21 protein-coding genes are annotated in these 26,907 nt (G+C 69.6%); 9 read left to right on the forward strand and 12 right to left on the reverse strand.

What is annotated here, in order from left to right; genetic code table 11:
- The first annotated feature begins 77 nt into the window (after positions 1–77).
- On the forward strand, positions 78–584 hold the full coding sequence (locus tag ACGFJ2_RS08065) for a helix-turn-helix domain-containing protein (RefSeq protein ID WP_357941999.1): 507 nt from the start codon (positions 78–80) through the stop codon (positions 582–584).
- Between the two features lie 129 nt (positions 585–713).
- Here ACGFJ2_RS08065 and ACGFJ2_RS08070 read toward each other — a convergent pair whose 3' ends face one another.
- The 7 genes from ACGFJ2_RS08070 to ACGFJ2_RS08100 all read right to left on the reverse strand — a co-directional run bounded on the left by ACGFJ2_RS08070 (position 714) and on the right by ACGFJ2_RS08100 (position 10,215).
- A complete protein-coding gene (locus ACGFJ2_RS08070) occupies positions 714–1,271 on the reverse strand; it encodes a hypothetical protein (RefSeq protein ID WP_357942001.1) in 558 nt (185 codons plus the stop codon).
- A gap of 162 nt (positions 1,272–1,433) precedes the next feature.
- Entirely contained in the window at positions 1,434–2,867 is a 1,434-nt protein-coding gene (locus ACGFJ2_RS08075; RefSeq protein ID WP_393465971.1) for a DUF2207 family protein, read from the reverse strand.
- Positions 2,867–3,421, reverse strand: coding sequence for a LemA family protein (locus tag ACGFJ2_RS08080; RefSeq protein ID WP_393465974.1), 555 nt, complete (start codon positions 3,419–3,421; stop codon positions 2,867–2,869). The genes ACGFJ2_RS08075 and ACGFJ2_RS08080 overlap by 1 nt, the downstream gene beginning before the upstream one ends.
- A gap of 190 nt (positions 3,422–3,611) precedes the next feature.
- A complete protein-coding gene (gene efeB, locus ACGFJ2_RS08085; protein ID WP_358177300.1) occupies positions 3,612–4,865 on the reverse strand; it encodes an iron uptake transporter deferrochelatase/peroxidase subunit in 1,254 nt (417 codons plus the stop codon).
- A gap of 13 nt (positions 4,866–4,878) precedes the next feature.
- Positions 4,879–6,018 carry an iron uptake system protein EfeO gene (gene efeO / locus ACGFJ2_RS08090; RefSeq protein WP_358177303.1) on the reverse strand — a complete coding sequence of 380 codons (1,140 nt, stop codon included), beginning with the start codon at positions 6,016–6,018 and terminating at the stop codon, positions 4,879–4,881.
- Positions 6,011–6,868: an iron uptake transporter permease EfeU gene (efeU, locus tag ACGFJ2_RS08095; protein ID WP_357942011.1), complete on the reverse strand. Its 858-nt coding sequence runs from the start codon at positions 6,866–6,868 to the stop codon at positions 6,011–6,013. Before efeU ends, efeO begins: the two co-directional genes overlap by 8 nt.
- A gap of 122 nt (positions 6,869–6,990) precedes the next feature.
- The gene (locus ACGFJ2_RS08100) at positions 6,991–10,215 is read right to left on the reverse strand and encodes a GH92 family glycosyl hydrolase (RefSeq protein ID WP_393465979.1); all 3,225 of its coding nucleotides are present in this window, start codon (positions 10,213–10,215) and stop codon (positions 6,991–6,993) included.
- Positions 10,216–10,447: 232 nt separating this feature from the next.
- On the opposite strand from ACGFJ2_RS08100, the gene ACGFJ2_RS08105 reads away from it, so the two are divergent.
- Positions 10,448–11,869, forward strand: a complete 1,422-nt coding sequence (locus ACGFJ2_RS08105) for an acyl-CoA carboxylase subunit beta (RefSeq protein WP_393465981.1) — start codon at positions 10,448–10,450, stop codon at positions 11,867–11,869.
- 110 nt (positions 11,870–11,979) lie between these two features.
- Here the strand turns inward: ACGFJ2_RS08105 and ACGFJ2_RS08110 are convergent, their stop codons facing one another.
- Genes ACGFJ2_RS08110 through ACGFJ2_RS08120 form a run of 3 tightly spaced genes read right to left on the reverse strand, consistent with a single transcriptional unit; the run spans position 11,980 to position 17,459 of the window.
- Positions 11,980–14,832, reverse strand: a complete 2,853-nt coding sequence (locus tag ACGFJ2_RS08110; RefSeq protein WP_393465984.1) for an AAA family ATPase — start codon at positions 14,830–14,832, stop codon at positions 11,980–11,982.
- Positions 14,833–14,862: 30 nt separating this feature from the next.
- Positions 14,863–16,686, reverse strand: a complete 1,824-nt coding sequence (locus ACGFJ2_RS08115) for a 2-isopropylmalate synthase (RefSeq protein ID WP_357942018.1) — start codon at positions 16,684–16,686, stop codon at positions 14,863–14,865.
- 2 nt (positions 16,687–16,688) lie between these two features.
- Positions 16,689–17,459, reverse strand: a complete 771-nt coding sequence (locus ACGFJ2_RS08120; RefSeq protein ID WP_357942019.1) for an AfsR/SARP family transcriptional regulator — start codon at positions 17,457–17,459, stop codon at positions 16,689–16,691.
- 228 nt (positions 17,460–17,687) lie between these two features.
- Between ACGFJ2_RS08120 and ACGFJ2_RS08125 the strand changes: the two genes are divergently transcribed.
- From ACGFJ2_RS08125 to ACGFJ2_RS08135, 3 genes are all read left to right on the forward strand, one after another.
- Positions 17,688–18,617 (forward strand): UbiA family prenyltransferase, encoded by a 930-nt coding sequence (locus ACGFJ2_RS08125; protein WP_357942020.1) that lies wholly within the window; start codon positions 17,688–17,690, stop codon positions 18,615–18,617.
- Positions 18,618–19,067: 450 nt separating this feature from the next.
- On the forward strand, positions 19,068–19,790 hold the full coding sequence (locus tag ACGFJ2_RS08130) for a sensor histidine kinase (protein WP_393465989.1): 723 nt from the start codon (positions 19,068–19,070) through the stop codon (positions 19,788–19,790).
- On the forward strand, positions 19,771–20,439 hold the full coding sequence (locus tag ACGFJ2_RS08135; protein WP_357942022.1) for a response regulator transcription factor: 669 nt from the start codon (positions 19,771–19,773) through the stop codon (positions 20,437–20,439). Before ACGFJ2_RS08130 ends, ACGFJ2_RS08135 begins: the two co-directional genes overlap by 20 nt.
- 72 nt (positions 20,440–20,511) lie before the next feature.
- Here ACGFJ2_RS08135 and ACGFJ2_RS08140 read toward each other — a convergent pair whose 3' ends face one another.
- Entirely contained in the window at positions 20,512–21,477 is a 966-nt protein-coding gene (locus ACGFJ2_RS08140; protein WP_357942024.1) for an aldo/keto reductase, read from the reverse strand.
- Positions 21,478–21,812: 335 nt separating this feature from the next.
- Here ACGFJ2_RS08140 and ACGFJ2_RS08145 point away from each other — a divergent pair, with 335 nt between their 5' ends.
- The 3 genes from ACGFJ2_RS08145 to ACGFJ2_RS08155 all read left to right on the forward strand — a co-directional run bounded on the left by ACGFJ2_RS08145 (position 21,813) and on the right by ACGFJ2_RS08155 (position 25,251).
- A complete protein-coding gene (locus ACGFJ2_RS08145; protein WP_357942026.1) occupies positions 21,813–22,661 on the forward strand; it encodes a metallophosphoesterase in 849 nt (282 codons plus the stop codon).
- Positions 22,662–22,663: 2 nt separating this feature from the next.
- Positions 22,664–23,350, forward strand: coding sequence for a 4'-phosphopantetheinyl transferase superfamily protein (locus tag ACGFJ2_RS08150; RefSeq protein WP_357942028.1), 687 nt, complete (start codon positions 22,664–22,666; stop codon positions 23,348–23,350).
- Positions 23,351–23,739: 389 nt separating this feature from the next.
- The gene (locus ACGFJ2_RS08155) at positions 23,740–25,251 is read left to right on the forward strand and encodes a BTAD domain-containing putative transcriptional regulator (RefSeq protein WP_393465994.1); all 1,512 of its coding nucleotides are present in this window, start codon (positions 23,740–23,742) and stop codon (positions 25,249–25,251) included.
- Here ACGFJ2_RS08155 and ACGFJ2_RS08160 read toward each other — a convergent pair.
- The gene (locus ACGFJ2_RS08160; protein WP_393467007.1) at positions 25,167–26,777 is read right to left on the reverse strand and encodes an FAD-dependent monooxygenase; all 1,611 of its coding nucleotides are present in this window, start codon (positions 26,775–26,777) and stop codon (positions 25,167–25,169) included. The genes ACGFJ2_RS08155 and ACGFJ2_RS08160 overlap by 85 nt on opposite strands.
- Here ACGFJ2_RS08160 and ACGFJ2_RS08165 point away from each other — a divergent pair.
- Entirely contained in the window at positions 26,724–26,858 is a 135-nt protein-coding gene (locus ACGFJ2_RS08165; RefSeq protein WP_358178036.1) for a hypothetical protein, read from the forward strand. The genes ACGFJ2_RS08160 and ACGFJ2_RS08165 overlap by 54 nt on opposite strands.
- The last annotated feature ends 49 nt before the right edge of the window (positions 26,859–26,907 follow it).

Below are 26,907 nucleotides of genomic sequence, written 5' to 3' on the forward strand. Positions count from 1 at the left end.
AGGCGCCGCTCCCGTCATTGCTGCTAAAATAGAAGCTACTAACTTCGACTTTAGCAGCAACTGAGGGGATGGCTGCCATGGCAAGCCGGATCAGGCTGGAGGACAGGGAGTGCCCGCTGTCCACGACGGTGGAACACGTCGGCGAGTGGTGGACGCTGCTGATCCTCCACGACGCCTTCGACGGCTACACCCGCTTCGACCAGTTCCAGGAGAGCCTGGGCATCTCCTCCAGCATGCTCACCACCCGGCTGAAAACCCTCGTCGCCGACGGACTGCTGGAGCGCCGGCCCTACCAGACCAACCCCGTGCGTCACGAGTACGTCCTCACCGAACTCGGGCGCTCCCTCCGACCGGTGGTCGTCGCCCTGGCCGCGTGGGGCAACTCCCGCCTCACACCGGCCGACCGCAGCATGATCCTCATCGACGCGCACAGCGGCGAGGAAGTCGAGCCCATCGTCGTTGACGCCAAGACCGGCCGTCGACTCGACGACAGCGACACCTACGTCTTCACCGCAGGTCCTGCGGCCAGCGACGCCATGCGCCACCGATACGCGACACGACCGACCACCCCCGCGCAGGCGTAGGGCCGCCCAAGCATCGCCATCATGGGTTGGGCCCCCGGAGCCCATCTGAGCTGGAGGGAGTCATCGGCGCGGCCCAACCCGGTGAACCTTCCCGGTCACAGCACCAACCGGTGATCGGCAAGATCACGATCAGGGGTGTTTGACGAACATTTCGAAGTCGTTGAAGCCGTCGGCGAATACGTGCACATACTGTTCGTTGAACAGCTCATGCCAGTTGTTGTCGAGGTCCTGCGCGGCGATGACCTCCTTGGTTATCTTCACGTTCTTCTGGCGCCCCGGCGGCGTGTTCGGAGTGGTCACCGTAAGTGTCAGGCTCGTGAGGTCTTTCCAGCGGAAGTGATGGGTCGGCTTCGGACCGGCCAGCAGGTGGACCGTGCTGTGGGTGTTTTGAAAATCACCAAATTTCTGCAGATGTTCCTGGTCGGGGTCGCAGCCGTTGGTGTTCGTCCTGATGAGCCGGGTCCAGGTGTCGCTACCGGACGCATCCCGGTAGCGTGCGGTCACCCACACGGGAATGCATTCGTTGGTGTTGGAGAGTTCGCCAACGTCGAACCACATGCTGAATGCCTTGAAGTCCTCGTCACCGGCGGCTGACGCGGGTGCCGCGTTGAACGGGGCGGCGATCAGCGTCGCCCCCAGAAGTACCGTGGCCGCCTTGCGGAATCCTCGAATGGTGCAAATGCCCATGTGACCCTCGTTCCTCTCTCCTGAGCTGCCCCTCCAGAATCCCGTGCGTAGCGCCGCAGGAAGATCCCCAGATTTGGGGGTGTCGCTGCTCCGCCGAGGTGAATATCCGTAAGCGCATGCCCCTTTTGGAGCCGATCGAGGGCCGTAAGGCCGGCGGCACGATCAGTAACCCATACCGCCGTCCTGCCCTCGCCACCCCGGACGGACCTCGCCGAGGTTGCGTGGGGCGTCGATCAGGTGGTCCCGGGTGTCGGCGTAGTGGCCTAGGTGGGTGGTGTTCCGGAGCACCTCGATCTCGCTGATCCAGCCGACCCGCCGCCCGGCCTTGGCGCGGACCACATCGCCCTCCGACAGGCGGCTCCACTGCTCCTCGGCCATGCCGTACGCCTTGAGCTCGCGGCGCCGGCCTTCGTCGACGGCGCACCAGTAGACGTACTTCGGCCGGTTCTCGTTGCCTCCCGAACAGCGTCTGCGCAGGCGGACGATCTGGCCTTCGATCCAGGTCTGGCCGGTGAGGTCCAGGAGGGCGCGGCCGGCGGGCACGGCGGCGATCGCGAGGCCGACGGCGAAGCCGCCTGGCTGGGCCAGGGCCTGCGGCCACAGCTCGAACGCGGACAGGGCGATCAGCACGATCCACGTCCAGAAGCCGGCGAAGAACCCCGCCGCCAGGCCGCGGCCGATGGCGTGCAGTGGCGGCCGGCCCCAGATGAGCCGCGACGGGTAGCGTACGTCCACGGCGTGCCACATGCCGCCGTAGTCGGACCAGGCGCGGCGGTCGTCGGCGGGCACGCTCACCGGCAGGCTGCGCACCGCGCGCGGCGCGAGCCCGAGAGCGGCCGCGTACGCCAGGGGGCGGCCCCAGATGGTCACGCTCGCCGCGGGCTTGTCGGCGAAGCGGGAGTTCGACAGGCTCTCGCGTACGGCCAGCCAGTGCCCCGCCGCCTGGACGCCCAGGTCGGTGCCGCGTTCGCCGTTCAGCCGGCCCGCTAGGTAGACCAGCGCGGCGTAAGCGAGGACGCCCGCGCCGATGCCGCCGTCGCGGTCGGAGTCGGCAGAGGCGTCGGCCAGGGTGACCGCGACGGCCACCAGCGCGGCGGGCACGAGCGCCGCCGCGAACAGCAGCGTCGCGTGCGCCCGGCTCCAGCGCGCCCGCGACAGTCCCCGCCGCCGGGCGTCGGCGATGACCTTCTTGCGGAAGCTCTTCCACCAGCGGCCCAGGTTGCGCGAGCCCTCGGCCAGCGCGCCGCTCGCCACGACGTCGTCGCGCGCGAGTGAGCGTACGTGCTCATAGACAAGCTGCTCGTACGGGTTCAGCCCCTCGGCCTTGCGCAGCCGTACCAGGGACAGCTCCGGGCCGACCTCCTCGATCTGGACGGCGCCCCGCGCGGCGAGGTCGAGCAGGGTGGCCGAGGCGGCCTCGTCGCACAGGCGCCAGCCGCCGGTGATGAGATCGACCACGGCGGGTGATTCGTCCGTAGGCGCGCCGCCGGGCGGGCCGGGGGTGACGTCCGGGGTGCGGGTCGCGATCGCGAGGGCCAGCAGGAGCAGCGCCCATAAGGCGGTGGCGACGGCCGCCGCGGCGAACCAGACGGTCATCAGAACCGCACCTGTACGGGCCCGCGCTCCTCGCCGGGCGCCTGGAAGTATTCGCGGGCGGTGAACCCGCCCATGCCCGCGACGATGTTGGCCGGGACGGTCTGGATCGCGTTGCTGTAGGTGAGGACGGCGTCGTTGTAGTACTGGCGGGAGTAGGCGATCCGGTTCTCGGTGGTGGCCAGTTCCTCCTGCAGTTCGGCGAAGTTCTGGCTGGCTTTGAGGTCGGGGTAGGACTCGGTGACCGCGAACAGCGTCTTCAGTGCGCCGGTCAGCGCGTTCTCGGCGCCGGCCTGCTCGGCGAGGCTGTGCGCGCCGAGGGCCCGCGCGCGGGCGGCCGTGACGGCGGTGAGCGTCTGCCGCTCGTGGCCGGCGTAGCCGCGTACGACCTCCACCAGGTTGGGGACCAGATCGTGGCGGCGTTTGAGCTGCACGTCGACCTGTGCCCAGGCGTTCTCGACGGCGTTGCGCTTGCGGACCAGCCCGTTGTAGAGCACGACGATGAGGACGGCGACCAGCAGAAGGAGTAAGGCGAAGGCGCCAACAGCAATGATCACAACGGCCTCCCTGACGTGTCACTGCGCGTGCTTCATATGAACAGGTCAGGGTTGCAAGCGGCTGTACATCAGGCGAAGAAGATCGGCTCTACGTCAAGCGAAGAGCGCGCCCCCCAGTCAGGCAAGGAGCGCGCCCCCAGTCAGCCAAGGAGCGCGCGTCCCCAGTCAGGCAAGGAGCGCACGTCCCCAGTCACGCGAAGAGCGCGCGTCCCCAGTAGTCACCCGCGTCCCGCATCCCCGGCGGGCAGGCCCACAGCCCGCTGGAGATGTGCTTGATGTACTCGTTGAGCGCGTCGCTCTTGGCCAGCCGCATCTGCACCGGCACGAACTGCTTGCGCGGATCCCGCTGGTAGGCGATGAAGAACAGCCCGGCGTCCAGGCGGCCGAGCCCGTCGGAGCCGTCCACGAAGTTGTAGCCCCTGCGCAGCAGGTGGGCGTCGCCGTTGGTGCTGGGGTGGGCCAGCCTGACGTGGGCGTCGGCCTTGATGAGCGGCCCGCCGTCGGCGCCCTTGGCCGCGAAGTCCAGCGGGTCGAACTCCGCCTTCTTGCCCAGCGGCGCGCCGGCGCCCTTGTCCCGGCCGAAGATGGCCTCCTGCTCGGCCAGCGAGGTACGGTCCCAGGTCTCGACCATCATGCGGATCTTCCGGGTGACCATGTAGCTGCCGCCGGTCATCCAGGCGGGGCCGTCCTGGGCGTCCACCCACAGCTGCCGGCGCAGCAGCTCGGCGTCCTCCAGTTTGAGGTTGTTCGTGCCGTCCTTGAAGCCCATCAGGTTGCGCGGCGTCGCCTGGGCGCGCGAGGTGGAGGACGTACGGCCGAAGCCGAGCTGGGACCAGCGGACCGACACCTTGCCGAAGCCGATCCTGGCCAGGTTGCGGATGGCGTGCACGGCGACCTGGGGGTCGTGCGCGCACGCCTGCACGCAGATGTCGCCACCGGATATTTCCGGAATGAGCGCCTCGCCAGGAAATTTCGGGAGATCGGCGAGGGCAGCGGGGCGCTTGCCCGCCAGGCCGAACCGCTTGTCGAAGAGCGACGGCCCGAAGCCGATCGTCAGCGTCAGCCCGGAGGCGGGCAGGCCGAGCGCCTCGCCCGTGTCGTCGGGCGCCGCCTCGGGAACCCCGCCGAGCGTGCCGAACGTGCCCGCCTCCTTGCCCTGCACCATTCTGGCGGCCGCGGCCGTCCACTCCTGCAGCAGCTCGACCAGCTCGGCCCGCTTGTCGGTGGTCACGTCGAAGGAGACGAAGTGCAGCCGGTCCTGGGCGGGCGTGACGATGCCCGCCTGGTGCTCGCCGTAGAAGGAGACGGGGTCGGAGATCGAGGCCGCGTGCGCGACCGGCGGCTCTTCGAGCAGCGAGCGCGTGGCCACGGCGCCGACGCCGACGGCCGCCGCCCCCGCCGCGCCCATGCCGAACAGCTTCCTGCGGCTCATGCGCTCGCTCATGGTCCTGCCTCTCCTACTTCGTCACGATCGGGGCGATCTTGCTGATCGGCTCGGCCAGCGCGTTGATCGCGTCCGACAGCGCCTTCAGCTCGGCCTTGGACAGCTCGTTGTGCAACTGCCAGCCGTCGCCCTTCTGGTGCTTGCCCAAGGCGGCCTCGGCCGCGGCGAACTTCTCGTCCAGCGTCTTGACCAGGTCGGGCGCGCGCTCGTCCAGCACCGGGCGGAGCGCCTGCACGGCGGCCTTGGACCCCTGCAGGTTGGCGTCGAAGTCCCACAGGTCGGTGTGCGACCAGGTGTCCTCCTCGCCGGTGATCTTGCCGGTGGCGACCTCGTCGAGCAGCTCCTTGGCGCCGTTGGCCAGGTTGAGCGGGGTCAGCTCGGCGGAGTTGGACTTCGCCACGATGGTCTTGACGTCGGCGATCAGCTTGTCGGCCACCGGGCCGTCCTTGCTGATGTCCTTGGTGATCCAGAGATCCTTCTCGATCTTGTGGAAGCCGGTCCACTTCTCGCCGGCCGCCAGGTCGGCCTCGCGGGCGTCGATCGCCGGGTCCAGGTCGCCGAAGATCTCCGCGACCGGCTCGATGCGCTCCCAGTACGTACGCGCGACCGGGAAGAGCTCCTTGCCCTTGGCGATGTCGCCCGCCTTGACCGCGTCGACGAACTCCTGCGTCTTGACCAGCAGCGTGTCGCTCTGCGTCTTGATGTAGCGCTTGTAGCTGGCGGTGGCCTCGGCCAGCTTGGCGTTGTCGGTGAGCGGCTTGTGCTCACCGGTCACCTTGAGCGCGTTGCGCAGGCCCTTGCCCACCATGCCGGGCTTGCAGGCCGTCTCGTACGACCCGGCGGGCAACTCGGCGATGACCTCGCGGGTCAGGCCCGGCACGATGTTCTCCACCTCGGCCATGACGCGGTCGCCCGGCGCGTACACGTAGAACTCGGTGACCTTGCTGCCGCCGTTGGTGATCGTGAACGTACTGGTGCCCGCGGGCACCTCGGCGGTGGCGACCTTGCACTCGGTGTCGGAGGCGGCGACGCTGATCTTCCCCGGCTTGGCGGATGCGGCGGAGCCGGGCGTGGCCGGCGTACCGGAGCCGCAGGCGGCCAGGGTGAACGCCCCGAACACCAAGGCGAGGCCGCGGGCGGTGGAGTTAAGCATGACGCTCCTGTTCGGGCGCGGCGGTGGACTTCGCCGGGGCTGAGGTCGACTGGGGGCGGCGCAGGAAGAGGATGAGGGTCGGGACGAGATAGAGGACCCAGGCCAGGGCCTCCAGCACGGTCGGCTGGGGAGTGATGTTGAGCATTCCGGCCAGCAGCGCGCCGTACCAGGAGTCGGCGGGCAGGATCGCGCTGATGTCGAAGGCATAGGTGGTCAGGCCCGGCAGGATGTTGGCCTCCTGCAGGTCGTGCACGCCGTACTTGAAGATGCCGGCGGCCACCAGGATCAGCAGCAGGCCCGTCCAGGTGAAGAACTTGGTGAGGTTGATCTTCAGGGCGCTGCGGTAGATGCCCCAGCCGATCGCCACCGAGGTGAGCAGGCCCAGGCTGATGCCGATGAGCGGCGACGCGGTGGTGGTGGCGCCTTGGACGGAGGCGAAGAACAGCAGTGCCGTCTCCAGCCCTTCACGGGCCACGGCCAGGAAGGCCATCACGACCACGGCGAGCGAGCCCATCTCGAGCGCCTCCGTGAGCTTGCCGCGCAGCTCCTTGGAGAGCGCGCGGGCCATCCGGCGCATCCAGAAGATCATCCAGGTGACGAACACCACGGCCAGCAGCGAGGTGATCGCGTCGAAGAGCTCCTGCCCCGTGTGACCGAGGTTGGCCGCCGTGAAGGTCAGCAGCGCGCCGAACCCGACGGCCAGCGCGAGGGCGGCCACGACGCCGATCCAGACGTGAGGCAGCTTGTCCTTTCGGTCACTTTTGACCAGGAAGGCGATCAGGACTGAGACGACGAGTGTCGCCTCCAGTCCTTCACGCAGTCCTATGAGGTAGCTGGCGAACACCGACACTCCCGCACGCTGTAGGAAAGGCTTACCTAAATTAGGGCAGGTGGAGCCTACATAATGCAAGCGCGCTGTCGCACAAAAGCGCGGCTCCCCCCTGCCAGACAGGGGGGAGCCGCGGCTAAAAATCAGGCAAAAGCCCAGGTGAAGATGTGCATCGCCCCCTCCTGGACCGGCGAGAAGGTGATGCTCTTCACCCTCTTGGCCGGGTCGAGCGCGATCGGCTGCGCCGCGAAGACGTACGAGCCGAGGGGCCGCATCATCCACGAACCGTTGTAGAGCTGATACGGCGTCGAGGCCACGACCTGGTTGCCGTATCGGGGCTGGCCGCCCCCGAAGTCCAGCATCCAGTCACTGAGCCCGAGCTTGCCGGTGCCGGTGGAGCCGTCGGTGTAGGTGATCGTCGCGGTCACCTCCGACCAGCCGTTGGTGGTCGAGCCCAGGAAGGCGATCTTCGTGGCCCCGGCGGGCGCGGCCACCTCGATCGGCTGGGTCCCCACCTTGACGTTGTCCCATTCGCCGGGCTTGCGGTTCGGCCAGGTGAACTCGAAGCCGTTCCAGGAGACCTTGCCGCCCGGCTTGAGCCCGGCGGCGGCCAGGGCCTGTCCCGAGTAGCTGAAGGCCGCCGCGTCGAGGTTGGCCAGGCCCGATTCGGCGTCGTCCCCGATGCCCGCGAGGTTGTGCGACCACTCGGGCGTGCCGCGGGTGGCCACGTTCAGCCGCACGCTGGCCGTGAGGTCGCTGACGGTCGTGGCGCCGCCGGAGTAGGTCGGCGCGGTGACGGAGATCGGCACGGTGATGAAGCCGAGCGCGGTGCCCGAGGCCGCCGAGACCTGGACCGCCTGAGTGGCCTTGCCCAGCGCCGGGACGGTCAGTGTGCCGCTCGCCGGGGTCACGGTGATCCCGGCCGGTGGCTTGGCCTGCCACTTGACCGTGCCGGCGGCGCCCGTGGACTGCACCGCGAGCGTGGCCGCGAAGGTCCCGCCCGGCTCGACGGGCCCGCTGCCGGGGTTGAACCCGGCGAGGTAGGTCTTGGCGCCCTCGTTGAAGCTCGGCGGCGCGTTCGTCGTGCCGGTGCCGAAGGTGGTGTTCGGGGAGGCGCCGAGGGTGAAGTCGAGCCGGCCGCCCTGCAGGGCGAACGACTCGGGCAGCCACGCCTTGCCGGACGTCGTCCCGTTGACCTTGAGCGACTGGATGTAGCGGTTGGTGGAGCCGGGGGAGTAGATGTCGATGTTGCCCTGGGGCCGCTTGATGCTGATCTTGTCGAACAGCGGGGTGTTGACCAGCAGCTCGGCCCGGCCGGGGATCGCCGGGAACAGGCCCATCGCCGACCAGACGTACCAGGACGCCATCGCGCCCAGGTCGTCGTTGCCGACCAGCCCGTCAGGCCCCGGTTTGAACAGCTCCTGCTGCACCCGCCGCACCAGGTCCTGGGTCTTGTACGGCTGCCCGGCCCACGCGTACAGCCACGGCGACGGCAGCGCGGGCTCGTTGCCGAGGTAGGCGTAGGGCTCGTTCGGGCCGGCGTTGAGCGCCTTGAAGTAGGTGTCCAGCCGGGGGATGGCTTTGGCGTTGCCGCCCATCGCGTCGAACAGCCCGCGCGGGTTGTGCTGGACCATCCAGTGGTACTGGGCGCCGTTGCCCTCGATGTAGGAGTCGGGGCTCGCGGGGTCGAAGGGCGAGGTGAACGACCCGTCCGCCATCTTGGGCTGGATCCAGGAGTTGGCCGGGTTGTAGGTGTTCTGCCAGGACTGCGAGCGCTTCATGAAGGTGGCGGAGACGTCGCGGTAGCCGAGCCGGGAGGCCAGCTGGGCGATGCCGAAGTCGGCGATGCCGTACTCCAGCGTCATGGACGGGTCCGAGACGACGTAGCCCTTGTTCATGAAGGCGGCGTTGCCGGGGCGTTCGTCGTACTTGATCTGCGGGTGGCCGATGTCCATCCCGCCGACCCGCTGGGCCGCCGTGACCATCGACTTCATCGCGTCGGCCGCCGGGAAGTTCCGGGCGCCGAAGGCGTACAGGCTGGAGACGATCGAGTGGTACGGGTCGCCGACCATGACGCCGGTGATCTCGTTCTGCAGCGACCAGCGGTCCCAGACGTCGCCGAGCAGGTGCGCGTTCTCGTACATGGTCTGGGCGATGTCACTGCCCACGGCCGGGTCGAGCAGGGCCAGGAGCTGCACCTCGCTGCGGTAGACGTCCCAGCCGGAGAACGTGGCGTAGTGGTGGCGGCCGGCGGCGACGGTGTGGAGCTTGCCGTCCGAGCCGGTGTAGGTGCCGTCGGCGTCCTCGGCGACGTGCGGCTGCAGCAGCGCGTGGTAGAGGTTGCTGTAGAAGGTGCGCCGCTGGTCGGTGGTGCCGCCGGAGACCAGCACCTGGCTGAGCCGGTCGTTCCAGATGGAGGCACCGTTCAGGGCGACCGAGTCGTACCCGGTGGTGCCGACCTCCGCGTCGAGGTTCTTCTTCGCGCCGTCCACGCTCACGTACGACAGGCCGACCCGCATCTGCACCGGCTTGGTGCCGTCGAACTCCAGGTAGGCGCCCGAGCCGGGCCCGTTCACGACGACGTCGCCCGCCGTCACGGCCTCCGCCTCGGCGACCTTGGCGGCCGAGGCGTTCTTGACGGACAGGGCGCTCGGCTGGACGAGGTCGTCCTTCCAGGTGCCGTAGGACGTGATCGGCTGGTCGAAGGTGGCGTGGAAGTAGACCTTGTAGCGCATCGGCGTGCCGCAGAAACCGCCGGTCTGCACCCAGCCCTGGACGGTGTTGCCACTGATCTTGGTCTCGCCGTCGTCCACGCCGTTGATCGAGCCGCTGGTGTTGAGCAGCAGCGTGCCCGGCTTGCCGGCGGGGAAGGTGAACCGCCCGACGCCGGCCCGCTGGGTCGCGGCCAGCTCCGCCTTCACCCCGGTGTCGAGGGTGGTGGTGTAGGAGCCCGGCGTGGACTTCTCATTGTCATGCTTGTACGTCTGGACGTAGTCCATGCCATGCGTAGCAGGCGACTTATCGATTTTTCCGGAGATCGGCATCACGGGGAAGTCCTGCGCCCCGGTGCAGCCGGGGCCGTTGATGTGGGTCATGGAGAAGCCGCGTAAGCGGTTGTCCTCCCACTTGTAGCCACCTCCGGCGTTCGCCACCGTGTCGGGGCTCCACTGCATCATCCCGAACGGCAGGACGGCGCCGGGGAAATTCATCCCGGCGCCACCGCCGTGACCGAAGTCGGGACCCGCCTCCTGAGTGCCGAGGAAAGTGTTGACCAACGCGACCGGATACGGTTCTGGGGCGGTCCCCGGAGCGGCGGTAACAGCGGCGCCTGCCGGGATCGCCGTCGCGGCCACAAGGGCGGCGACCATCGGTAAAGACCACAGAGACAAGGTCGTCCTCCAGGGTTGAGATCATTTCATGGCAGCGTGAATCGCCCTCGCGCGTCAACGCGCAGAAGTTCCGGCCACAAGTTGCCACCGGCCTGACGACCACCGGCGGAGTTGCTAGGGGTTGGCTGATAACGGCGCCCTTGACAAATTCGGCGTTACTCCTGGTCGATTCACGACTTCTGATCGATTCACGGCAGCAGGGAAATGGCCCATGTCCACTGTTCTGGTCGAGCAATCCGCAGACACCCGATCGCCGTCCGTCCGCCTCGCGCGGCTGGCGGATCCCGGCTCTCTCATGCCGCTCCACACCGCCGACGACAGCGGTGTCCAGGCCGTGTCCGGCCTGGTCGGCGGCTCGCCCATCGTCGCCTACTGCACCGACGCCACGCGGATGGGCGGTGCCCTGGGCGCGCCGGGCGCCCGCCACATCGTGGCCGCCATCGAGACCGCCGTACGGCTCGACTGCCCGGTGATCGGGTTATGGCATTCGGGCGGGGCCCGGCTCGCGGACGGCGTTGAATCCATGGACGGCGTGGGCCGGATGTTCGCCGCCATGACGAAGGCGTCCGGTGTTGTTCCGCAGATCTCGGTCATTCTCGGGCCCGCCGCGGGCGCCGCGGCTTATGGCCCGGCGCTCACCGATATCGTCATCATGGCCGACGCGGGACGCGTCTTCGTGACCGGTCCCGATATCGTGCGGAGCGTCACCGGCGAGAAAATCGACATGGCCGGACTCGGCGGTCCGGAAGCGCACGGCGGTAAATCCGGGGTCGCCCACATCGTCGTCGGAAACGAGGACGAGGCATATGAGCGGGCCCGCCGCCTCGCCGGATTCTTCGCCCGCCCCGGCAGCTTCGACCTCGACCTGCTGCAGGACGACTGGGAGGACCTGGGCGCGCTGCTCCCCGAATCGCCGCGCCGCGCCTACGACGTGCGGCCCCTGGTGCGCGGCGTCATGGACCGTGACGAGCGCGGGCCGGTGTTCGAGGAGCTGCAGCCCCGCTGGGCGCCGAACATGCTGGTCGGCCTCGGTCGTCTCGGCGGCCGGACCGTCGGCCTGCTCGCGAACAACCCCCTGCGCAAGGGCGGCTGCCTCGACTCGCTGTCGGCAGAGAAGAGCTCGCGCTTCGTCCGGATGTGCGACGCGCTGGGCGTCCCGCTCGTCGTCCTGGTGGACGTGCCCGGCTACCTGCCGGGAGTCGGGCAGGAATGGGGCGGGGTCGTCCGGCGGGGCGCCAAACTCCTGCACGCCTTCGCCGAGTCGGTCGTGCCCAGGGTCACGCTGATCACCCGCAAGTCGTACGGCGGCGCGTACATCGCCATGAACTCCCGCTCCCTCGGCGCCACGACGGTCTTCGCCTGGCCCGACGCCGAGGTGGCGGTGATGGGCGCCGAGGCGGCGGTCGGCGTCCTGCACAGGAAGGCACTCGCCGCGGCCTCCGAGGTTGAGCGGCCCGAGCTGCTGGCCCGGCTGGTCGAGGAGCACCAGCGGATCTCCGGCGGGGTCGAGCGGGCGATGTCGCTCGGCGTGGTCGACGAGGTCATCGCACCCGCGACCACACGCTTCCGGCTCGCCGAGGCCCTTGCCCGCGCACCGCACACGAGAGGACGGCATTCGAACATCCCCCTGTGAAGCCCGCCAGAACATCCCCTGTGAAAGCCCGCAAACCGCACACGAGAAGCCCGCGAAAGGCGTGCGATGCGCTTTTCGGGGGCTTACACGCGCTTCTCGGGGCTTTCGCGTCAGCTGAACACCTGCGCCCGCATGGACTCCTCGCCCGTGAGGCTGGCCGGCAGCTCGGTGCGCCGGGTGACATTGAGCTTGCGGTAGATCCGCGTCAGATGCTGCTCCACCGTGCTCACCGTGATGAACAGCTTGGCGGAGATCTCCCTGTTGGTGTAGCCCTCGGCCGCCAGCGCCGCCACCCGCCGCTCGGCGTCGCTGAGGATTCCCGTCACGCCGGCGGAGTTCGCGGCGCTCCGGTCGCCCTTGCCGCCCCGGTTGAGCGCCAGGGTCAGCGGCTCGGCCTGGCATTCCACCGCGAGCAGCCGGGCGCGCCTGCCGAACATGCCCGCCCGCCGGTACTCGCCGTTGGCGTGGTAGGCCGCCGTCAGGTCGAACAGCGTTCTGGCCAGCTCGTACCGGTCGCCGCCCGATTGCAGCAGGTCTGCCGACTTACGCAGCAGCATCGGGCGGTGCCGTGTCTCGCTCACCGCGGCCAGCAGGCGCATCGCGATGCCCTGGACCCGCCTGGACTGCTGCCCGCACCGGGCGAGCTGCTCGTCGATCAGGCGGCGCGCCTCCTCCTGGTCGCCCAGGCGGATCAGCGCCTCGGCCGCGTCCGTACGCCACGCGATGAATCCCGGCACGTCCAGCTCCCACCTGCGCATGAGCTCGCCGCAGAGCTGGAAGTCGCGCAGCGCCTGGTGCGGCTGGCCCGCCATGAGGTTGAAGCGGCCCTTGCCGTGCAGGTACTGCAGGCCGAACCGGGTCTCCAGCATCGCCTCGGGCACCGGCTGGTTGAACTGCCGCACATGGTCGTCCAGCCGGCCCATCGCCGCGCCCGCCTGCAGCAGGCTGCCCAGCGGCCCGCCGACGGCCACACCCCAGCTGGTGGCCGGGATGATCTCCAGGGCCCGCTGCGCGTCGTAGGCCGCCGCGGCCAGATCGCCCCTGCGCAGGCCGATCTCCGCCCGGATGGCGGACAGCCGGGCCTGCCTGCTCGGCGCGCGCCGCGAGGCCGCCTCGTCGATGAACGCGTCGCACCAGGGCGCCGCCTTGCCCGGCCGGTCCGTGTACGTCAGCGCCAGCAGCGCGGTCTCCACCGTGTCCATCGTCATCTCATCCAGCCGGGAGCCGCGCAGGATGCGCTCGGCCGTCGCCACGGTCTCCTCTCGGGGACCTTGGGTCAGGACGCTGGCCAGCACCCCGGCCGACTCCATCCGGCGGCCGACGACGACGGACGAGGCGGCGCTGCTCGCCTGCTCACCGCTGACCTCCGGCAGATGCGGCAGGAACGAGGGGTACAGACTGCGGAACCAGGGGCGGGCCGCGGCCAGCTCGGCCACGGTCTCCTGGTCCAGCTCGGCCAGCTCGTTGAGGTGGGCCAGGACGCCCTTCGCGTCCGCCACGTGCCCGTGCCACAGCAGCGCCTTGGCCAGCACCACCGTGTCGCCGCCGCCCAGGTAGCCCTTGTGCAGGGCGTCGGTCAGCTCGGCCAGGTGCGTGGCGGGGGCACTCGGGTTGATCCGCCATTCCGCCCGTACGAGCGTGGTGGTGATCCTGGCCCGCCGCCGCTCGTCCACGCAGGCCCGCCAGGCGAGCTTGAGGTACTCGATGGCCGACTCCACGCCGTCGTCGCGGAGCGCCTGCCGCGCCGCCTCCTCAAGGACCGAGATGGCCCAGGGGTCGCCGGCGTGGCTGGCCTGCAGCAGGTGCTCGGCGACGACGGCCGCCGGGGCACCGCTCTCGTACGTCAGCTCGGCGGCCCGGCGGTGCAGGTCGATGCGCTCGGCGGCGTCGAGGTCGGCGAGCACGGCCGCCCTGGCCGCCGGGTGGCGGAAGTGACCGTGCTCCAGCACGCCCGCGCCGGTCAGCGCCTGGATCGCCTTGGCGACCGCCGCCTCGCCCTCGTCCAGCAGCCGGTCGGCCGCCGTCTCGCCGCCCGGAGACCGGCCGCCCGGCAGGTCGCCGCTGCTCAGCAGCTTGATGACGGCGCTCTCGCCACCGCCGAGCAGCGGGCCGATCGAGGCGGGTTCGCCCAGTACGGCCAGCGCCCTGGCGACGACCGTCATCCGACGATCGGCGCGGCGCAGGCAGGCCACCGTGCCCTCGCCGTACCTCGCGCCAGGGGCGCCGGTGGCCTGGAAGTCCTCCACGAGCGCGGTCACCAGCAGCCGGTTGCCGCCGCTCAGCGCGTAGCAGTCGGCCGCGAACCCGTCGGCGGCCGCGGCGCCCGCCCGGACGGTCACCCAGTGCGCCACCTCCTCGGCGGACAGGTGGGTGAGCCGGATGGGCCGGCAGTGCGGCTGCCGCAGCACCTCGGTGTGGAAGAGCGTCTGGACGTGCGCGCTGTGGTCCGGCGCGCTGAAGACCAGCATGACCTGGGCGAACTTGACCCGCCGCGCCAGATAGGCCAGGCAGAGCTGCGAGGCCCGGTCGGCCTGGTGGACGTCGTCCACGACGATCACCAGCGGGCAGCGCTCGGACAGTTCGAGCAGGGCCGCGCAGAGCGCGTCGACGATCTGCACGTCCATGTGGTCGATGGCCTCGGCCTGGGGGTCGCTCGACAGCTGCGAGCTCATGCCCTCGTGCAGCAGGTCCATGGTCGCGGCCCGCTGCTCCTCCGTCAGGGGCGCGTTGTGCAGCAGCTGGGCCAGTACGCCGAGCGGCAGGCCGCTCTCCGCCAGGGATCCCGTGGCGGTGAGCGGTAACGCGCCGTGCTCGAAGGCCTGTTCCGCGAACGCGTACAGGAGCTCGCTCTTGCCGGTCGCGATGGCGCCGGTCACCATGGCGATCCTGCCCTTGCCGGCCACCGTCTCGCGCAGCAGTTCCTCCAGGGAGGTCAGGCCCTCCCGCCGTTCGTCCATGGCCATGATCGGCCTCCCTTTTTCGTTCGTCGGATGTCAGAGTCGGCTGGGTGTCAGAAGGGCAGCCTGCGGCCGGACGGGGTGCGCAGGTCCAGACGGCCTCGGGTACGGGGGCCGCGCGGGCGCTGCCGGTGGATTCTCTTCAGCATCACGGGTCTCCTTCTCCTCGGTGGGTCGTGCGTCGGGGGTGAGGCGGGCGCGGGCGGCGCGGACGGCCGAGTAGGCGGCCGTGGCGATGTCGGCGTCGATGCCGGCGCCCCAGGTGACGGCGCCGCCCATCCGGCACTCGGCGTAGATCACGGTCTCGTCGCCCGAGCGGTCGCCGAGCCCGCTCGGCCGCTCGTGGTCGAGCGGGCGGCCGGTGCGGTGCACGACGCGGACCTGGATGCCCCAGGGCGCCAGCACCGAGCCGAGCGCGCGGCAGGCGTCCGCCCGGTCGCCGCCGACGTCGAACCGCCCGTCGATGTACAGCGCCGCCGTCACCGGCTCCCGCCCCACGGGCAGGGGCTCCGACGGGTCGCCGTGGAAGAGGTACTCGGTGCGGAAGATGGCCCCGATCCGGCTCGGCGACAGCTCGCCGCCCACCGCGTCGGCCTGCGCCTGCACCTTGGCCGACAGGTCGGCCTGCATCCCGCGTGGCAGGTTGAGCCCGTGCCAGGCGCTCATCACGTAGGCGACGCCGCCCTTGCCGGACTGGCTGTTCACCCGCACGACCGCCTCGTATGTACGGCCCACGTCCTTGGGGTCGACGGGCAGGTACGGCATGCGCCACGGCAGCTCGGCGACGTCGGCGCCGCTCTCGTCGGCCGTCCGCTCCAGGTCGTCGAAGCCCTTCTTGATGGCGTCCTGGTGCGAGCCGGAGAAGGCGGTGTAGACGAGGTCGCCGCCGTAGGGGTGCCGGGGATGCACCGGCAGCTCGTTGCAGAGCTCGACCGTGCGCCGGATCGCGTTGATGTCGGAGAAGTCGATGCCCGGGTCGATCCCGTGGGCGTACATGTTCATGCCCAGCGTCACCAGGCAGACGTTGCCGGCGCGCTCGCCATTGCCGAACAGGCAGCCCTCGATCCGCTCGGCGCCCGCCAGCAGGGCCAGCTCGGCGGCGGCCACCCCGGTGCCGCGGTCGTTGTGCGGGTGGATGGACAGGCAGACGTGCTCGCGGCGCGACAGGTTGCGGTCGAGCCACTCGATCTGGTCGGCGAACACGTTGGGCAGCGACCGCTCGACCGTCGTCGGGAAGTTGAGGATGATGCCGCGCCCCCGCTCCGGCTGCCAGACGTCCATGACGGCCTCGCACACCTCAAGGGAGAAGTCGAGCTCGGTCTCGTTGAAGAGCTCGGGGGAGTACTGGTAGCCCAGGTCGCAGTCGCGCAGCGTCCGCTCGGCGTACTTCATCATCAGGCGCGTGCCCTGGACGGCCAGGTCCTTGCACTCGGCGCGGCTCATGTCGAAGACCACCCGCCTGAAGAGCGGCGACGTGGCGTTGTACACGTGGATCATGGCGCGCGGCGCCCCTTCGAGGCACTCCACGGTCCGCTCGATCAGCTCGTCGCGGGCCTGCGTGAGCACGGTGATCCGCACGTCGTCGGGGATCCGGTCCCGCTCGATCAGCAGGCGGACGAAGTCGTAGTCGTTCTGGCTGGCGACGGGAAAGCCGACCTCGATCTCCTTGTAGCCGATTTCCACCAGGAGGTCGAACATCTTGAGCTTGCGCTCAGGCGTCATCGGGTTGGCCAGCGACTGGTTGCCGTCACGTAGATCGGTCGATAACCAGCGGGGCGCCGCCACTATCCGATTGCTCGGCCAAGTGCGGTCGGTCAGGTCTACGGGCGTGAATCCGGCGTAACGCTCAAAGCCTTTCATCGTCAGACGTCCTTTCCTGAATGACTTCCTGCTGGAGCGGTCAAATGGAGGTTTTGGATGTCGAAGGCGGGCTCCACACCCAGCTCGGCTTCCAGCAGCGCGCGCAGCCCTTCATAGGCGCGCCAGGCGTCGGCGCGCCGGCCCGCGCGGCCGAGTGCCGTGATGAGCTGGGTATGGAAGTTCTCGTTCAAGGGATAGGCGGCCACGAGCACGCGGAGTTCGTCGATGAGTTCGCCGTGCAGGCCCAGCCGGATCCTGGTCTCCAGGTGCATCTCCACCGCCCGCAGCCGCTGCTCGTCGAGCGCGGTGGCGCGCGGGCCGAGCACCGCGCCCCTCGGCACGTCGGCCAGCGGGGGGCCGGACCACATGGACAGCGCTTTCCGAAGGACCAGGTCGGCGGCCTCGTGGTCGCCCGCGCGGTGGTGCCCGGCGGCCCGCTCGACCAGCCGGGGGAAGACGAGCGCGTCCACCCGTCCCGGGTCTGCGCGCAGCAGGTAGCCGGGCGCTCGGGTGACGACCAGCTGGGCCACGGCCGGCCCCATTCTCAGCAGAATTCGGCGGAGGTGATAAATGTGCGTCTGAAGGGTCTTGACGACGTCTTTCGGCTCGTTCTCGCTCCACAATTCATGGATAAGGAGATCGACCTCGACGACCTTTCCAGCGTTGAGCGCGAGTAGCGCGAGAACCTGCCGGACCTTAGGCCCCACCGGGATATGGGACTGGCCGCGGTCGTCGACCATCTCCATCGGTCCCAGTAACTTGAAATCCGGCATCAGATTCCCTAACGTGAGGATTCTCAGTCCGGTGAGGTGGAAATTGGATTCCGTGCCCCGACCGGCGATCTCAAGCTATAGGGGCGGTCGTGACCGGACAAGGCGGATCCCCAGGAGTTCGGGGTGGCGCGCCGAGAGTAGTACGGGGGGTATCTAAAGTACCAATGCCGACTACAACTTTCGGATACCGCCCTTACCGGATCCCTTACCGAAGGCGACAATCCGGTCATGGTCAGCTTATCGGTGTCCAATCAAGCGCCAGGTGTCACCGCCCTGCGATCCAGTGCGCGGGTGCTCCGGCTGTGCTTCGTCGAGGCCCGTCCTGCCGTACTCGCCGTGTCCACCCTTCGATTCATGGCCGGAGCCGTGCTCGCCCTCCCGGTCTCGCCGGTGCCGGAACCGGCGAAAGTGCTGCAGGGGGCCGCGGCCTGGGTTCTGTCGATCTTCGCCATCTACCTGCTCAACGGCGTCACCGACGTCACGGAGGACCGGGTCAACGGGTCCGGCCGGCCGATCGCCCGGGGTGACCTCGCCCCGCGGACCGCGGCCGTCGTCGCCGCCGTCGCGGCCGCTCTCTCGATCGCCGCGACCGCCGGACTGCCCCCGGCGCTGACCTGGATCGTCGGGCTCAACCTGGTGCTCGGCTACCTCTACTCGGCGCCGCCGTTCCACCTCAAGAGCGGCTCGACCGGCACGGTCGTGGTGCTGTGCACGTCGGGGCTGCTGTCGTACTGGGGCGGGCTGACCGCCGTCACCGGCGGCGAGAGCCTGTCCACGCCGAAGGGCCTGATCGTGTTCGCGGTCGCCGCCACCTGCTGGATGGCCTTCGTGGGCGTACCCGCCAAGGATCTGTCCGACATCGAGGGAGACGCCGCGGCGGGCCGGCGGACCATCGCGGTGACCTGCGGAGAGCGGAAGTCACGTCATTGCATGTACGTCGCCGCGCTCACGCTGGCCGCCGCGCTCGGCGTGGCCGTCGTGTTCTTCCGCGTGCCGCTCGCCGGTGTATGCCTCGCCATGGCGGCGGGGACGGTCGCGGTGATCGCGGCGGGCCAATCAGCCGCCAAGGGCGGAAGTGATCAACAACGCCGGCCTTACAGGGCGTTCATGGTGACGCAGCACCTAGTTCACATTACCGCGCTGATCTCTAATATCTGACCTTATATGTTGCTTTGGTGAGGCACCTGCGAGATAGTTGGGGCACGCGCGTCCCATGGCCAAGGGGGCTCCTTGGATGCGGCATACGATGCTGAGAACGACCCTGCGAGATTCGTTGATGCTTGTCGAGAAGAAATCCTCAGGGAATTCGAGTCGCAGCTCCAGGCCACCGGCAACGCGCTCTCCGCAGATCCGCGCGCCACGCACCAAGCCGTAATGACCGCCGAGTTCGTCCTCGACGATGTGGCGGCCACGCTCCGTGCCGGAAAAGTGCAGGTCAACGAGCTCTATAAGTTCCACGCATGGGAAGTCGGCACTACTCGCGCCTCGACCGGAGTTCATCCGAAGGCCTCACTTGAGGCGGGCTCGCTTTTTTTCCGAGTAGCTCTGAGTCACCTCGCGCGGCTTATCGCCGTCGAGGCGGACTCGCCGGCCGAAGCATTCACACTCGTGGCCACCGGAATGGAGGAGAGCCTCTCCCGGCGAATCCGCGAGTCCGCCGAGAGCTATCACCGCTTCCTGCTCAACCAGGTGCAGGAGGCCCAGGGGGAGGAGCGCCGCCGCATCGCCCGTGAGCTGCACGATCGCATCGGCCATGGGATCAGCGTCGCGCACCAGCAGCTCGCTCTGTCGGAGGTGCACCGGGCCAGCGACCCGGCGCGGGCGGAGGTCAAGGTCGGGGTCGCTCAGCAGGCCATCCAGGAGACGATGGAGAACCTGCGGCAGATAACCTCCGAGCTGCATCCCCAGGTCCCCGTGAGGAGTCTGGAGAAGGCGCTGCTCGGTTTCCTGGAGGCGGTCGAGGACGATGTCGTGTCCGTCGGCCTCGATGTGAACGGTGACGAGTCATGGGCGGAGCCGAGGGTCCTCGACGAGGCGTTCCTCATCATCCGGGAGGCCGCCCGCAACGCGCTCAGCCACGCCGGGCCCTCGGTGATCCTCATGCGAGTGGACATCGCGCCGCACGAGCTCAGCGCTACCGTCCAGGACAACGGGCAGGGCTTCGACCCGTCGTGCGCCCGCGAGCGTGGCGGCGTGGGCTTGACGTCCATGCGGGAGCGCGCCGAGTTACTCGGGGGCAATGTGGCCATCTCCAGTGTCCCGGGCAACGGCTGTCTCGTCGAGCTCCTCATCCCTCTCAAGAGACAGTCCCATGAACCGGACCGACCGTAACACCAAGATCAGCGTCGCCATCGTGGACGACCATGCGCTCTTCCGGGAGGGCCTGCGCGAGATCCTTGAGGCTTCCGGAGAGATGAGCATCGTCGGCGAGGCCGGCGACTCCGCGACCGCGCTGGCCGTCGTCGTCGAGACCCGGCCCGACGTGGTCCTGCTCGACGTGGAGATCCCCGGTGACGAGGTGACCGAGACGGTCACCCGGATCCGGTGCCTGTCCCCGGAGACGCAGATCATCATCCTGAGCATGTACGACGGGCCGCAGCTCCTCACCAGGCTGCTGGCCGCGGGCATCCGCGGTTACCTGCTCAAGAGCGTCCATCGGCACGAGCTGATCGCGGCGATCAGGAGCGTGTACGAGGACCCGGCGCGGGTGGTGCTCGCGGTGTCGCGCCACAGCCTCGCGCATGTGGAGGGGCCGGCGCCCGGCGTGCTGTCGCAGAAGGAGCAGGAGGTGCTGCAACTGGCCGCGCAGGCGCTCAGCAACGGGCAGATCGCCCGCCGGCTGGGGCTCGCCGAGGCGACCGTGAAGCGGCACATGCGCAACATCTTCGTCAAGCTCAACGCCGTGTCCAGGATCGACGCCGTCAACAAGGCGCTCGCCGCGTCCCTGATCTCGCCCCAAAGCCGGAACGATCCCGACTGAGCCGCCTTGACCCCGTGCCCCGAGCCAATCGGGCCCCGAGGTCTGGGCGCTGAACTCGGCTGGGCGCCTGGGTCAGAGCAGGAGTGAGCCCGACTGGTTCGCGCCGCCGGCCGGGAGGATGCCGGCCAGCCGGTCGCGGGTTTCTGGCGTCAGGCGTACACCGGAGGCGGCCAGGTTCATCTCCAGGTGCACCTGGTCGCGGGTGCTCGGCACGGGCACCACGTGATCGCCGTGGGAGAGCAGCCAGGCCAGCGCCAGCCGGCCGGCGCCCAGGTCGAGCTGGGCCGCCGCGGCCTCGATCTGCCGCAGCGGACGCGTGCTCAGTCGCAGGTGTTCCTGCTGGAAGCGCGGGTCCTCGTGCCGCCAATCGGCGGCGCCGAGCTGGAGCGACGACCTGATCCGGCCGGTGAGGAAGCCGCGGCCGAGCGGGCGGGCAGCGACCACGCCGAGGCCGAGCCGCCGCGCCTCGTCGAGGAGCTCCGGCGGGGCGTGCGGGCCCCAGAGCGAGTACTCCAGGGCGAGCGCGGTGACGGGATGTACGGCATGCGCCCGCCGTACCTGGTCGACCGTGGCGTTGGTCAGCCCGAGATGGCGGATCTTGCCCGACCGCACGAGCTCCGACAGCCGGGACACGGCCTCCTCCACCGGGGCGCGGTCGTCCTGGCAGTGCAGGTAGTACAGGTCGACGCAGTCGACGCCGAGGCGTTGCAGCGACGCCTCGCAGGCCCGCGCCAGATGGTCGGGGCTCGCGTCGAACTCGATCGGCTCGCCGGGGGCGCCGCGGCGCACGCCGCCGCGCGTCGAGACCACCACCTCGTCGCGCCGCCCGGCGATGGCGCGGCCCACGAGGCGCTCCACCTCTCCGGCGGCGTAGAAGTCGGCGGTGTCCAGGAGCGTCACGCCGCCGTCCAAGGCCCGGCGAATAAGCCCGAGCGCCTCATCGCGGTCGATGGGGCCATAGGCGCCGCTGAGCGCCAGCGAGCCGAGTCCGATGTTCGAGATGTCCGGTCCATCTCGTCCCAGCCTCGTGTAACGCAATTGGGCCGCCTTAGTGTGCCAATCGCAGACTGCTGCATTTCTATTGATACCTAGCATCACTCAAAGCGCGGTCAAAGACCGGTCAAAGTCGGATCCAGCGTTACGGATCGGCTTTGCGCTGAGGTGGAAGCTAGGTATTTATCCTCTTATATATACGTTTTGCGGGGCCCCCTGGATGACACGAGTTCTGCCCGTACCCGCTGACCTGGGAACTCCTTGAGGGAACGCCCTGACCTGCGACAACCCCTAGGCGTCCCCCCTACTTCCGGGGATGGCGCCCCATAAAGTAGTTATGTCGGCTTTCGCAGAGATATGCTGCTGTATAAGCTGTGCTGGTGGTCGTTGGAGGGTCGGGTGGCGGGAGGTTGCTGGCGGTCAGCGACCTCCATGTGGCCTTCTCCGAGAACAGGACCGTCGTCCAGAACGTCTTTCCGTATTCGGCCGACGACTGGCTGCTGATCGCCGGAGATGTCGCCGAGCGGTTCGCCGACATCGAATGGGCGCTGACCCTTCTCAAGAGCCGTTTCTCCACGGTCGTCTGGACGCCAGGAAACCACGAGCTGTGGACACCGCGCGACGATCCGATCCAGTTACGGGGCGAGCACCGCTACCTCGCCCTGGTGGAGATGTGCCGGGGCCTCGGCGTGCTGACGCCGGAGGATCCCTATCCGGTCTGGACGGGACTCGGCGGTCCGGTGACCGTCGCCCCGCTGTTCCTGCTCTACGACTACACCTTCGGCGCGAACGGCGCGGGCAAGCGCCTGGCACTGGAACGCGCGCACGAGGCGGGCGTCGTCTGCACCGACGAGTATCTGCTGCATCCGGACCCCTACCCGACCCGCGACGCCTGGTGCCGGGCGCGGCTCGCGGAGACCCGGCGCCGCCTCGGCGAGCGGGATCCGCGCCTGCCCACCGTCCTGGTCAACCACTATCCGCTCGTCCGCGAGCCGACCCGGATCCTGCGGCACCCGGAGTTCGCCCTGTGGTGCGGGACCGAGCGGACCGCCACCTGGCCCCTGCACTATGACGCGGTCGCGGTCGTCTATGGGCACCTGCACATCCCTCGCACGACGTTCCACGACGGGGTGCGCTTCGAGGAGGTCTCTCTGGGCTATCCGCGCGAGTGGGTTCCGCGCGGGCGCACCGGCGGCCCGCTCAGGACCGTACTTCCAGCTCCGGAGTGAAGATGATCGAGCACATCCTGCCCGCGACGGTCAAGGCGTACGACACCTTCGACGACCCGCCCGGGACGATGCTCTTCCCGGAGGAGGAACGGCTGATCCAGCGGGCCGTGGACAAGCGGCGCAAGGAGTTCACGACGGCGCGGCTGTGCGCGCGTAAGGCGATGGAACGGCTCGGCGTGGCGCCGGTGCCCGTGCTGTCGGGGCTGCGCGGCGAGCCGCTGTGGCCGCTGGGCGTCATCGGGAGCATCACCCACTGCGCCGGCTACCGGGCCGCCGCGCTCGCCCAGGCGGCGGGGACGATCGGCATCGACGCCGAGCCCGACAAGCCGCTGGCCGCAGGCGTGGTGGAGGCCATCTCGCTGCCGCAGGAGCGCGAGATGCTCCGCGCTCTGGCCGCCGAGCATCCGGCCGTCTGCTGGGACCGGCTGCTGTTCTGCGCCAAGGAGTCGGTGTACAAGGCGTGGTTCCCGCTGGCGAAGCGGTGGCTCGACTTCCAGGACGCGGCGATCACGGTGGACCCGGTGCGGCGGACGTTCACCGCGCGCCTCCTGGTTCTCGGGCCCCGCTGGCAGGGGCAACGGCTGGGCGGTTTCACCGGCCGGTGGATGACCGGCAACGGCCTGATCGTGACCGCCATCGCCGTCCTGGCCCCGCAGCCGGCCGTCCAGAGCAGCGGCCCGGCCCGGTGAACTTCCCCCGGTGAGCTTCTTGCGCCGAGCACAATGCGGAAGGCCATCACACCGAATGGTGTGATGGCCTCTCGCGTTCCGGGGGTGCAACGGCGGAGAACTGTGCATCGCCTCCCGAGCGGACAAAGTGCCGGTCAATCCGTCTGAGTTGAATCCTAGGACCGCCGGAATAGGTTTCCGACCCCTAGGTAACCCCTGGAGACGGCCATGGGGTGCGGATTCGGCGGCACCCCTATCGAGTGGGTTCGGCCTTCCGTCAGGGGCCGCTTAGGGGTGACTCGGCCCGGGAGCCGTTACTAGCTTTGTGAGTAGTGCGTATCCCGAGTTATCGGCGGGAGAGATTTCCACATGGCGCGACATTATCTTTATCTGGCCGGGACGGAACGCTGATGGCACTCGAATTTCACGTCCTCGGCCCGCTCCGGGTGTTCGACGACGGAGAAGAGCTACAGATCTGCGCGAACAGGGAGCTGGCGATCCTGGCCAGCCTGGTCCTGAACGCCAACCGGGTCGTCAGCGTCGACCGGCTGATCGAGACCGTCTGGGCCGGCTCGGCGCCGCAGAGCGCGGGGCGGCAGATCGCCATCTGCGTGTCGCGGCTGCGCAGGACCCTCGGAGCCGCGGCGATCGAGACCTCCAGCCCCGGCTACCTGCTGCGGGTCTCGGCCGAGGACATCGACTGGCTGCGGTTCGGGGCGCTGGTGGCGCGGGCGCGCGGCCAGGCGGCGGGCGGGGCGCGCGAGGATGCCGTCCTGCTGTTGCGGGAGGCGCTCGCGCTGTGGCGGGGCAACCCGTTCGAGGACATTCGCGGCCTGCGGTACGACGTCGCGCGGATGGAGGAGTCCCGCCTTGAGGCGCTGGAGGCGTGCCTTGAGCTGGAGATCGACCTGGGGCACCACCACCGGGTGATCCCCGAACTGCTGGCCCTCGTGGCGGAATGCCCGTTCCGGGAGCGGGTCCGGGCCCAGCTCATGCTCGCGCAGTACCGGGCCGGCCGGCGGGCCGAGGCGCTGCGCACCTACCAGGACACGCGCCGCTACCTGCTGGAGCAGATCGGCCTCGAACCGGGCCCGGCGCTGCGGCGGCTGCACGACCAGGTCCTCCGCGACGAGTCCGGGCTCATGCGGCCCGCCGCCCACCGCCCGTCCGGCGCGGGGCCGGTCGTACCGTCGCAGCTGCCCCCGCAGGTGCTGCCGTACGTGGGCCGCACGGGTGAGCTCGCCGCGCTGGACGCGGCGCTGCGGCCCGAGCCCGAGGTGGCGGTGCCGGGGACGATGGTCCTGAGCGGGCCGCGCGGGGTGGGCAAGTCGGCGCTGGCGCTGCGCTGGGCGCACGCCAGGATCGACTGGTTCCCGGACGGGCAGCTGTACGCCGACATGCGCGGCGTGTCCGCCGGCGCGGTGGTCGACCGGTTCCTGCGGGCGCTCGGCGTGCCCGCCCAGGACATCCCCCTCGACCCCGCCGAGAAGCTGGCGCTCTACCGCAGCTGTACGGCGCGCAGGCGGCTGCTCGTGGTGCTCGACGATGTCAAGGACAGCGCTCAGGTGCTGCCGCTGCTCCCCGGCGGCGCGAACTGCCGGGTCATCGTCACCAGCGCCGACCCGCTCGACGACCTCGTGGCCAGGCAGGGCGCGCACCGCGAGTTCGTCCGCCCGCTCCCGGCCGAGGCGGCGCGGGAGCTCGCCGACATGCTCGTCGGCGCGCCCTACACGCCGACCGTGGCCCAGGCCGTCACCGACCTGGTCGCCACGTCGTCAGGCAACCCCCTGTCCGTACGACTCGGGGCGGCGCAGATGCGTTCGCGGGCCCGCCACCATCACGACCTGGCCAGGATGGCGCCCAACGCGCCGGCCAGCGCGTCCTGCGACGCCGCGCCGCCGGGCGAACGCCAGCCGACATGACCGTCAGGGCGGACCAGCACGGCCCCGGTGTCGCCGACGCCGTACTCCTCCGCCCAGGTCGGGGAGGTGAGCGGCGCGTCGGGCTCGCTCTCGCCCGCGCGGGAGATCTCGACGACGGACAGCGTGACGCCGAGCCGGTGCGCCGCCTCCTTGGCGGGCTGGACCCACCCGCTGCCGGTCGGGGTCATGAGGGTGAAGGCCGGGCCCAGCAGATCGAGCGTCGACACCCTGCCCTCCCGGGAGGTCAGCCAGACGTGGGGGGCGCGGTGGCCGGGGCGGGCGGTCGGGACGTAGGTCCGGTAGGGATCCGCCGGTGCCGGGTCCGGTGTGCCGTCGGGCACCACGGCGGCCGACTCGTAGCGGAAGCCCAGGATCAGGCCCTCGGAGCTGCGGCGCTCGGCCTGCTGCTCGATCGCCTGGCTCATCGACAGCTGTCCCTGCATCATGCGCAGCGTGATCAGGGCGTTGGTCAGGCTCTCGTCCACCGTCCTGGCGGCTATGGGGCGGCGCTCGGCGTCGTACGTGGCCAGCAGCTCCGCACCGGCCGACCCGTTAAGGACGGCGGCCAGCTTCCAGGCGAGATTGTGCGCGTCCTGGATGCCGCAGTTCATCCCGAACCCGCCCTGCGGAGTGGTCGCGTGCGCGGCGTCGCCGGCCAGGAAGACCGGCCCGCCGCCGAACCCGGTCGCCACCACCGCCTGCTGCAGCCACGGCATGACCCCGACGATGGTGACGGGCAGGTCGGGCAGGCCGACGGCCGAGCGTACCGCCGCCACGCACGCCTCCTCGGTGAAGTCGGCCGCGCTGCCGCCGGTGCTCGGGTCGTAGCCGGTCTGGATCATCCAGCGCCGCTTGTTGTCGACCGCCTCCACCGCGCACGGCGGGTCGCTGCGCAGGAACGACAGCGCCACCCGGCGGTCGGCGGGCAGCTCGCCGAGGTCGGCGTCGAACATGACGCTGACCATGTGCCCCAGCGGCGGCGGCCCCACGACCTCGATCCCGAGCCGTTCTCGGATCCCGCTGCGACTCCCATCGGCCGCCACGAGATAACGCGCCCGCACGAGCACAGGCCCGCTATCCGACGCGGTCGTGGGCTCGATCACCGCCTCCACACCGTCGGCGGTGACGCGGAGGTCCGTCATGGCGGTCGCGAAGCGGACGTCGGACCGTGGGTGGGACTCGGCGACCCTGCGGAGGATCACTTCGAGGATGTCCTGCGAGCAGAGGTAGGTGTACGTGGGGCTCTGCGGCGCGTCGCGGTCGATCGCCGCCGCGGCCCGGACGAAGTCATCGGCGGCCAGCGAGGTGCCGACGCCGACCGCCAGCACGTCCTCGCGGGGCATTCCCGCGCCCTCCACCTCCTCGGCGATTCCCCAGGACCGGAAGATTTCCATGGTTCTGGTGGAAATGAGGCGCGCTTTCGGGAAAATCGCGGTCCCCGGATGCCTCTCCACGAGAAGGGAGGATATTCCGTGCCGGGAGAGCTCGATGGATGCCGCCAGGCCGACGGGCCCGCCACCGACGATAAGAACCTCAACATCGACCTCGTGCATGTTGTTAGCGTCGTATATCTGCTTATCGCCGTCAATGCGCGGATAACCGGATGATACAGGCGTGATATCCGCCTTTAGTAGCTTTGTCGGTGCAGGTACCAAT

This window comes from Nonomuraea sp. NPDC049028, from assembly GCF_043197735.1.
Taxonomy (GTDB): Bacteria; Actinomycetota; Actinomycetes; order Streptosporangiales; family Streptosporangiaceae; genus Nonomuraea.

Excerpts from the sequence above, each read along its gene's own strand:
- ACGFJ2_RS08065 (WP_357941999.1), top strand. The coding sequence starts at position 78 with ATGGCAAGCCGGATCAGGCTGGAGGACAGGGAGTGCCCGCTGTCCACG.
- ACGFJ2_RS08070 (WP_357942001.1), bottom strand. The coding sequence starts at position 1,271 with ATGGGCATTTGCACCATTCGAGGATTCCGCAAGGCGGCCACGGTACTT.
- ACGFJ2_RS08075 (WP_393465971.1), bottom strand. The coding sequence starts at position 2,867 with ATGACCGTCTGGTTCGCCGCGGCGGCCGTCGCCACCGCCTTATGGGCG.
- efeB (WP_358177300.1), bottom strand. The coding sequence starts at position 4,865 with ATGAGCGAGCGCATGAGCCGCAGGAAGCTGTTCGGCATGGGCGCGGCG.
- efeO (WP_358177303.1), bottom strand. The coding sequence starts at position 6,018 with ATGCTTAACTCCACCGCCCGCGGCCTCGCCTTGGTGTTCGGGGCGTTC.
- ACGFJ2_RS08100 (WP_393465979.1), bottom strand. The coding sequence starts at position 10,215 with ATGGTCGCCGCCCTTGTGGCCGCGACGGCGATCCCGGCAGGCGCCGCT.
- ACGFJ2_RS08105 (WP_393465981.1), top strand. The coding sequence starts at position 10,448 with ATGTCCACTGTTCTGGTCGAGCAATCCGCAGACACCCGATCGCCGTCC.
- ACGFJ2_RS08110 (WP_393465984.1), bottom strand. The coding sequence starts at position 14,832 with ATGGCCATGGACGAACGGCGGGAGGGCCTGACCTCCCTGGAGGAACTG.
- ACGFJ2_RS08115 (WP_357942018.1), bottom strand. The coding sequence starts at position 16,686 with ATGAAAGGCTTTGAGCGTTACGCCGGATTCACGCCCGTAGACCTGACC.
- ACGFJ2_RS08120 (WP_357942019.1), bottom strand. The coding sequence starts at position 17,459 with ATGCCGGATTTCAAGTTACTGGGACCGATGGAGATGGTCGACGACCGC.
- ACGFJ2_RS08125 (WP_357942020.1), top strand. The coding sequence starts at position 17,688 with ATGGTCAGCTTATCGGTGTCCAATCAAGCGCCAGGTGTCACCGCCCTG.
- ACGFJ2_RS08135 (WP_357942022.1), top strand. The coding sequence starts at position 19,771 with ATGAACCGGACCGACCGTAACACCAAGATCAGCGTCGCCATCGTGGAC.
- ACGFJ2_RS08150 (WP_357942028.1), top strand. The coding sequence starts at position 22,664 with ATGATCGAGCACATCCTGCCCGCGACGGTCAAGGCGTACGACACCTTC.
- ACGFJ2_RS08155 (WP_393465994.1), top strand. The coding sequence starts at position 23,740 with ATGGCACTCGAATTTCACGTCCTCGGCCCGCTCCGGGTGTTCGACGAC.